The sequence below is a fragment of the Prevotella sp. P3-122 genome (assembly GCF_002251365.1).
Taxonomy (GTDB): Bacteria; Bacteroidota; Bacteroidia; order Bacteroidales; family Bacteroidaceae; genus Prevotella.
The window spans coordinates 64,727-71,701 of record NZ_NPJH01000053.1 but is presented as its reverse complement, the minus strand read 5'-3'; the positions used below and the strand labels follow the sequence as shown (position 1 = coordinate 71,701).

5 protein-coding genes are annotated in these 6,975 nt (G+C 47.7%); 4 read left to right on the top strand and 1 reads right to left on the bottom strand.

Going from position 1 to position 6,975, the window contains the following annotated elements; genetic code table 11:
- Positions 1-183: 183 nt before the first annotated feature.
- A complete protein-coding gene (locus CIL02_RS09970) occupies positions 184-2,574 on the bottom strand; it encodes a beta-galactosidase (RefSeq protein WP_094401339.1) in 2,391 nt (796 codons plus the stop codon).
- A gap of 312 nt (positions 2,575-2,886) precedes the next feature.
- On the opposite strand from CIL02_RS09970, the gene CIL02_RS09965 reads away from it, so the two are divergent.
- The 4 genes from CIL02_RS09965 (at position 2,887) to fusA (ending at position 6,897) form a co-directional block, all read left to right on the top strand.
- The gene (locus CIL02_RS09965) at positions 2,887-3,219 is read left to right on the top strand and encodes a DUF3467 domain-containing protein (protein ID WP_094401337.1); all 333 of its coding nucleotides are present in this window, start codon (positions 2,887-2,889) and stop codon (positions 3,217-3,219) included.
- 418 nt (positions 3,220-3,637) lie between these two features.
- Entirely contained in the window at positions 3,638-4,018 is a 381-nt protein-coding gene (gene rpsL / locus CIL02_RS09960) for a 30S ribosomal protein S12 (RefSeq protein WP_094401335.1), read from the top strand.
- A 265-nt stretch (positions 4,019-4,283) separates the two neighbouring features.
- Entirely contained in the window at positions 4,284-4,760 is a 477-nt protein-coding gene (gene rpsG, locus CIL02_RS09955) for a 30S ribosomal protein S7 (RefSeq protein ID WP_094401333.1), read from the top strand.
- A 22-nt stretch (positions 4,761-4,782) separates the two neighbouring features.
- Entirely contained in the window at positions 4,783-6,897 is a 2,115-nt protein-coding gene (gene fusA, locus CIL02_RS09950) for an elongation factor G (RefSeq protein WP_094401331.1), read from the top strand.
- The last annotated feature ends 78 nt before the right edge of the window (positions 6,898-6,975 follow it).

Below are 6,975 nucleotides of genomic sequence, written 5' to 3'. Positions count from 1 at the left end.
GTCGCAGTTACACCTTATTATATATAAGAACAATCTGACCTACGCCTGTTATAACAAACGCCCCGTAAAGCTTGGCTTTACGGGACGTTTGTATGTTTGGATTAACCCCGAATGGCGGGGCTGTTGATCATTCAAGTTGTTTTGCGAAGCCCAAGTGGCTCCTTTGTCTTCAAATAAATAATATTAATAAACGAAAATCTTGTAGTCCTTGATGCTTCCTGGAGCTCCCTGCTCAGCGCGCGGCAGATATTCGAGGGCAGAGATGGTCTGTACCGAGCCAAGGTCGATGACGAGGAGGTGTGGGAAGCCTGCGCCCTTGATGGTCTGCCAGTAGGTAGATTCCTGAAGGTCGTACACCTTGTCGCCAGTGTGGTTGCCGTTCTCGTCCTCGCTGTCAGCATACTTTGTTGTCCAAGGCTCGCGGCTCAGTCTTTGGCCGTTGGTACCCTGCACGTAGAGCTCAGCTATTGCGGCAACGTCGGTACCATTGTGCAGGCTGCTGCTCTCTATGGCAAGGTAGCGACCCTTGGCAGCCTGTCCGAACTTCACGGTCTGCCATCCGTTGCCACTCTTGAAAGCACCTTTGGCAACAGGAGTCATTGAGTTGAGGTCGGGCTTGTCACCGATATTGTTGTGCTTGTTGCTCTTCTCAAGCTGCAGCTTGTTGAGTTCAGGCTCAGTCTGTCCCCAAACTACGGTTTCTTTAGGACCTACAACGTCGAGAACAATGACTTCGTTCTTTCCCTTCTTGAGCCAGCATCCCGGTATATAGAGTGTCTGCTGCGGACCGATACTCCAGATGCGTCCCATGGCATGTCCGTTAACATAAACCTGTCCCTTGCCCCAAGTCTCGAAGTCGAGGAAAGTGTCACCGACTTTCTTCAGATTGAAGTAGCCACGGTAATAACCGGCTTTGCCTTTGCCAGCAGGAAGCCCCAAATCATTAGAAATGTTTTCTTTTGCTTCTGAGGCGAACGCTTTTACAGCGGTGTTGTAATCGTCAGGAATTGTGCATGTCACAAAGCCCTTGAGATTGATAGAGACCTCATTGTTGTCAAGCTCCGTACTTATGACGACATCACCTACGATGCCTTTGAAATCCTTGATTGCACGACCGAAATTAATACGTCCCATCGCCTCAATAAGTATTGTGAGGCGGTCACCCTTCTTTACAGGCGGAAGAGCTACTGATTTTTCATTCTTAACGCGGTCTATCTTGCCTATATACTTGCCATTGATGAAAACTGTAGCGAAGTCATGGGCGTCAAGAGTAAGTGTGCTTTGATTTGGAATCTCAGGGAGTACTTTTGTGTAGACGGCTGAGCCCCAGCCCATATCCATCTCTTCGAAAGTCATGTGACTGCTCTGGCTATCCTTGAATACGCGATTGATGCCATTTACGATTGGAACATACTCTGTGAGCTGGAACTTAGGCACACTGATGATGCCCATTGGTGCCTTTGGAATGGCAGGCATCTTCTTGCCGTCATTGTATTTGGTCATCATCTTGCGAAGCTCGTAGAACTTAGGTGTTGCCAGACCCCATTCGTTGATTGGAGCATCGTAGTCGTAGGATGTCACGTCGGGAGCGAAACCGGGAGAGTTGGCACCAGCCCAGTGTCCGAACGATGTTCCTCCGTGGGTCATGTAGAGAGAGAAGCTGATGCCCTTGGACAGCATCTCGTCCATTCCCTCTACCATGTCCTTGGCAGGACGTGTCTCGTGGCGTGCGCCCCACTTGTCGAACCATCCGCTCCAGAACTCTGAACACATCTTGGGTGCATCGGGACGAAGCTCGCCAAGGCGGCGGAACTGCTGGTCGATATTGGCTCCTGTACCGAAGTTCATTGTCCATACAAGGTCGTCAAGCCCGTTCTTTGTGAAGTTAGATGACCAGTCACACTGGAAGAGAGCCGGCCCAACAAGCTTGCCTTCGTCATTCTTCTTGTACCAGTTGGCCTTCAGCACGTCGCGTATCTCACTTACGTATGCCTTGTCCTCACCGTATGAGCCATACTCGTTCTCTACCTGTACCATAATGATAGGACCGCCATTCTGGATGGTTAGCGGAGCAAGCTGCTGGGCAACCTTCTCCTCGAATATTTTCACGCGCTCCATGAAATAGGGGTCTTGCTCGCGCAGGCGGATGTCCTTCTTCTTCAGCAGCCACCAGGGCAGACCACCCATTTCCCATTCTGCACATACGTATGGGCCGGGACGTACTATCACGTACATTCCGTTCTTCTGTGCCAGACGGCAGAATGCTGCCACGTCGTTGTTGCCTGTGAAGTCAAAATGGTCTTCCGACTGCTCGTGGATGTTCCAGAACACATAGATACATACGGTGTTCATGCCAAGAGCCTTGCACATCTTGATGCGGTGGTCCCAGTAAGCTTGCGGAATACGCGGATAGTGTACCTCCGCAGCCTTTACAATAAATGGTTCGCCGTTGAGCAGGAACGTGCCCTTGCCAACGGTGAAATCGCCACTTTTAGATGCAGCATTGGCATTAGCCGGCACGAAAAGAGCCGTGGCTGCAAGGGCGAGGGTAGTGAATAATTTGGTTAGTTTCATAAGATGTTATATGATGTTGTTAGTTGTTCTTGATAGTATGCAGGAATAGCTTGAGTACCCCTAAGTATTTAGCATAGTGCAAAGATAGTGCAAATCGGGATAAGAACAAAACTTTTCGGTCAAATATTTCAAATTCGGTGCAGAGTACGTCTCTTAGCCTGCCTGCCTGTAAACAATGCAAAATAAAAGATCATCAAAATTTGCAGGACATAAAACTTATTGCTATCTTTGCATAGACAACAGCGGAATATTCATTCCGCACGTTCGGGAGTTACACATATTTATATATATAACCTATAATATTGATAAAAAATGTCTGATAACAGAAACCAGCAGCCAGGACAGCAGTTCCAGCTCGAGCTTAAGCCAGAGGTAGCTTCTGGCGTTTATTCAAACCTCGCTCTTATCTCACACTCTCACAGCGACTTTATCGTCGACTTCGCACGCATACTGCCAGGCATGCCTAAGCCAGAGGTGTGCTCGCGCGTAATCCTTGCACCTGAGCATGCCAAGCGCCTGCTTGCCGCATTGCAGGACAATATTATTAAGTATGAGAAGGAGTTTGGCCCAATAGCCATACCGCAGGCTCCACAGATGGAGGCCGGACCTCGTACCATTGCTCCTTTTGGAAATGGGGAGGCGTAATACGACACATGGAAACGCATATACCTTCATAGGCCACTGTCATTAACAGCTTTCTGCCATATAGCCCCTTAGCAGAAACAAGATGATGATATTGTTTGAGGATACGGCTTTACGGAAGATGGTATAGAAAGCAACACGCGCTGTAAGCGCAAAAGTGTCATAAACCATTTGGATGCTTATGCTTTTACGTTTGCAGTGCGTGCTTAGATGATTGGCAAATTACACTTGTTTTGTTTAAAATAGCTTGACAAGTGTTATTTATTCTTAAATTTATTTTGTTCAACAATCCTTTTTAGTCTATTAATTAGGTAGTTTGGCAAAAAGTTTGTACCTTTGCAGCCCGAAACGATATTCAGTGGTAATGTCGTAATCAGTTGATAATAAACAAAATAAATATATAAATTAAAAATCATTAATTATGCCTACTATTTCACAGTTAGTAAGAAAGGGCAGAAAGGTATTGGTAGACAAGAGCAAGTCACCAGCTTTGGACGCATGTCCTCAGCGTCGTGGTGTATGCGTCCGCGTCTACACAACAACTCCTAAGAAGCCTAATTCGGCAATGCGTAAAGTTGCCCGTGTTCGTTTGACAAACCAGAAGGAAGTTAACTCCTACATCCCAGGAGAGGGACACAACTTGCAGGAGCACTCAATAGTATTGGTGCGCGGCGGTCGTGTAAAGGATCTTCCTGGTGTACGCTATCACATCGTTCGTGGTACTCTTGATACCGCAGGTGTTACAAACCGTACACAGCGCCGTTCTAAGTACGGAGCAAAGCGTCCAAAGGCAAAGAAGTAATTAGCCGAAAGCCTAAGAACAAAGACAAGTCCTCGGGTTATGGATTAGTAAGCTTGTGGTTGACACAAAACTTCGGAATCCGCACGGGGAAGGGAAATGAACCGAAAGCACGGGGACTTGCCTTTACTTACAACAACTAAGAATTTATTTTTTTTATAACGTTTTGCTGGAGAATTGTTAATAACAGGTTGAGTAAATGCCCAGGTGTGGGCGTTGAAGAACATAAAAAGACAGCCCCAAGCAGAATAATCATACAAATAATAAAATGAGAAAAGCAAAACCAAAGAAGCGCGTGGTTCTTCCAGATCCAGTCTTCAACGACCAGAAGGTCTCAAAATTCGTTAATCACCTTATGTATGATGGCAAGAAGAATGCCTCATATAAGATTTTCTACAACTCTCTTGACATCGTAAAGGAAAAGATGGCCAAGGAGGAGAAAAGCCCTCTTGAAATATGGAAGCAGGCTCTCGACAACATCACTCCTCAGGTAGAGGTGAAGAGCCGTCGTATCGGTGGTGCTACTTTCCAGGTACCTACTGAAATCCGTCCATCACGTAAGGAGAGTATCTCAATGAAAAATCTGATTGGCTATGCTCGCAAGCGTGGTGGTAAGTCTATGGCTGACAAGCTCGCCGCTGAGATTATGGACGCATATAACAATCAGGGTGGTGCCTTCAAGCGTAAGGAAGATATGCATCGTATGGCTGAGGCTAACCGTGCTTTTGCTCACTTCAGGTTCTAACTAATTAACAGGTAAAAAGACAATGGCAAATCGCGATTTACATTTGACCCGTAATATTGGTATCATGGCCCACATCGATGCTGGTAAGACAACAACTTCTGAGCGTATCCTCTTCTATACAGGAAAGACTCATAAGATCGGTGAGGTTCATGATGGTGCTGCCACAATGGACTGGATGGCTCAGGAGCAGGAGCGTGGTATTACCATTACCTCTGCTGCTACCACATGTAACTGGAACTATCAGGGAAATTCATACAAGATCAATTTGATCGATACTCCGGGACACGTGGATTTCACAGCTGAGGTAGAGCGCTCACTCCGTGTACTCGATGGGGCCGTCGCTACATACTCTGCTGCCGATGGTGTACAGCCACAGTCGGAGACCGTATGGCGTCAGGCTGACAAGTACAACGTACCACGTATCGGTTATGTAAATAAAATGGACCGTTCAGGTGCTGACTTCTTCGAGACTGTACAGCAGATGAAGGATATTCTTGGCGCTAACCCGTGTCCAGTACAGATTCCTATCGGCGCTGAGGAGAACTTCAAGGGTGTCGTTGACCTTATCAAGATGAAGGCTATCCTGTGGCACGATGAGACAATGGGCGCAGAATATGACGTCGAGGAAATTCCTGCTGACCTCGTAGACGAGGCTCAGGAGTGGCGCGACAAGATGCTTGAGAGCGCAGCCAGCTTCGATGACGAGCTTATGGAGCTATACCTTGAGGGAAAGGATATTCCAGAGGACAAACTGATTGCAGCCATCCGTAAGGGCACCATCTCCATGGAGCTTACCCCTATGGTTCTTGGCTCATCATACAAGAACAAGGGTGTGCAGCCACTTCTTGACTATGTGTGCGCATTCCTGCCTTCACCACTTGACACTGAGGCTATCGTAGGTACAAACCCTGACACAGATGAGGAAGAGGACCGCAAGCCTTCTGAGGATGCTCCAACATCAGCATTGGCATTCAAGATTGCTACAGACCCGTTCATGGGACGTCTGGTGTTCTTCCGCGTCTACTCTGGTAAGGTTGTTGCTGGTTCATACGTTTACAACCCACGCTCTGGAAAGAAGGAGCGCATCAGCCGCCTCTTCCAGATGAACTCCAACAAGGAAATTCCTATGGAGACAATTGATGCTGGTGACATCGGCGCAGGTGTTGGATTCAAGGATATCCGTACTGGTGACACTCTCTGCGATGAGGCACACCCAATCGTACTCGAGTCTATGACCTTCCCTGATACAGTTATCTCTATCGCTGTTGAACCAAAGAGCCAGGCCGACATTGCCAAGCTTGACAACGGTCTTGCCAAGCTCGCTGAGGAGGACCCAACATTCACCGTACGTACTGACGAGCAGAGCGGCCAGACTATTATCTCTGGTATGGGTGAGCTTCACCTCGATATCATCATTGACCGTCTGAAGCGCGAGTTCAAGGTAGAGTGCAACCAGGGTAAGCCACAGGTTAACTACAAGGAGGCTATCTCTTCTACAGCACAGAGCCGTGAGACATACAAGAAGCAGTCTGGTGGTCGTGGTAAGTTCGCTTGTATCGATGTTACCATCGCTCCAAAGGACGAAGACTACACAGAGGGCGATCTTCAGTTTATCAACGAGGTAAAGGGTGGTAATGTTCCTAAGGAGTTCATCCCATCTGTAGAGAAGGGATTCAAGGACTGCCTGAAGAATGGTGTACTCGGTGGCTTCCCAATGACAGGTCTGAAGGTTACTCTTACCGATGGTAGCTTCCACCCCGTTGACTCTGACCAGCTTTCATTCGAGCTTGTTGCCCATCAGGCATTCAAGGTTCTCTGCCCGAAGGCTAAACCTGTTCTCATGGAGCCTATTATGAAGGTAGAGGTTGTTACTCCTGAGGAGAACATGGGTGACGTAATCGGTGACCTCAACAAGCGCCGTGGTATGGTTCAGGGTATGGAAGAGGCACGAAGCGGTGCCCGCATCGTAAAGGCTATGGTTCCTCTGGCAGAAATGTTCGGCTACGTTACAGCTCTGCGTACCATTACCTCTGGACGTGCTACAAGCTCTATGGAGTATGACCATCACGAGGCTCTCTCTACAAGCATTGCCAAGACTGTGCTTGAGGAAGTGAAGGGACACTCTGAACTCCTCTAATAAAAATAACATGTGGAATGGGGCATCAGATAGCGTATGACTCTTATCTGGTGTACCCCAATCCTCTAAAATAATCAA

Excerpts from the sequence above, each read along its gene's own strand:
- fusA (WP_094401331.1), top strand. The coding sequence starts at position 4,783 with ATGGCAAATCGCGATTTACATTTGACCCGTAATATTGGTATCATGGCC.
- CIL02_RS09970 (WP_094401339.1), bottom strand. The coding sequence starts at position 2,574 with ATGAAACTAACCAAATTATTCACTACCCTCGCCCTTGCAGCCACGGCT.
- rpsL (WP_094401335.1), top strand. The coding sequence starts at position 3,638 with ATGCCTACTATTTCACAGTTAGTAAGAAAGGGCAGAAAGGTATTGGTA.
- CIL02_RS09965 (WP_094401337.1), top strand. The coding sequence starts at position 2,887 with ATGTCTGATAACAGAAACCAGCAGCCAGGACAGCAGTTCCAGCTCGAG.
- rpsG (WP_094401333.1), top strand. The coding sequence starts at position 4,284 with ATGAGAAAAGCAAAACCAAAGAAGCGCGTGGTTCTTCCAGATCCAGTC.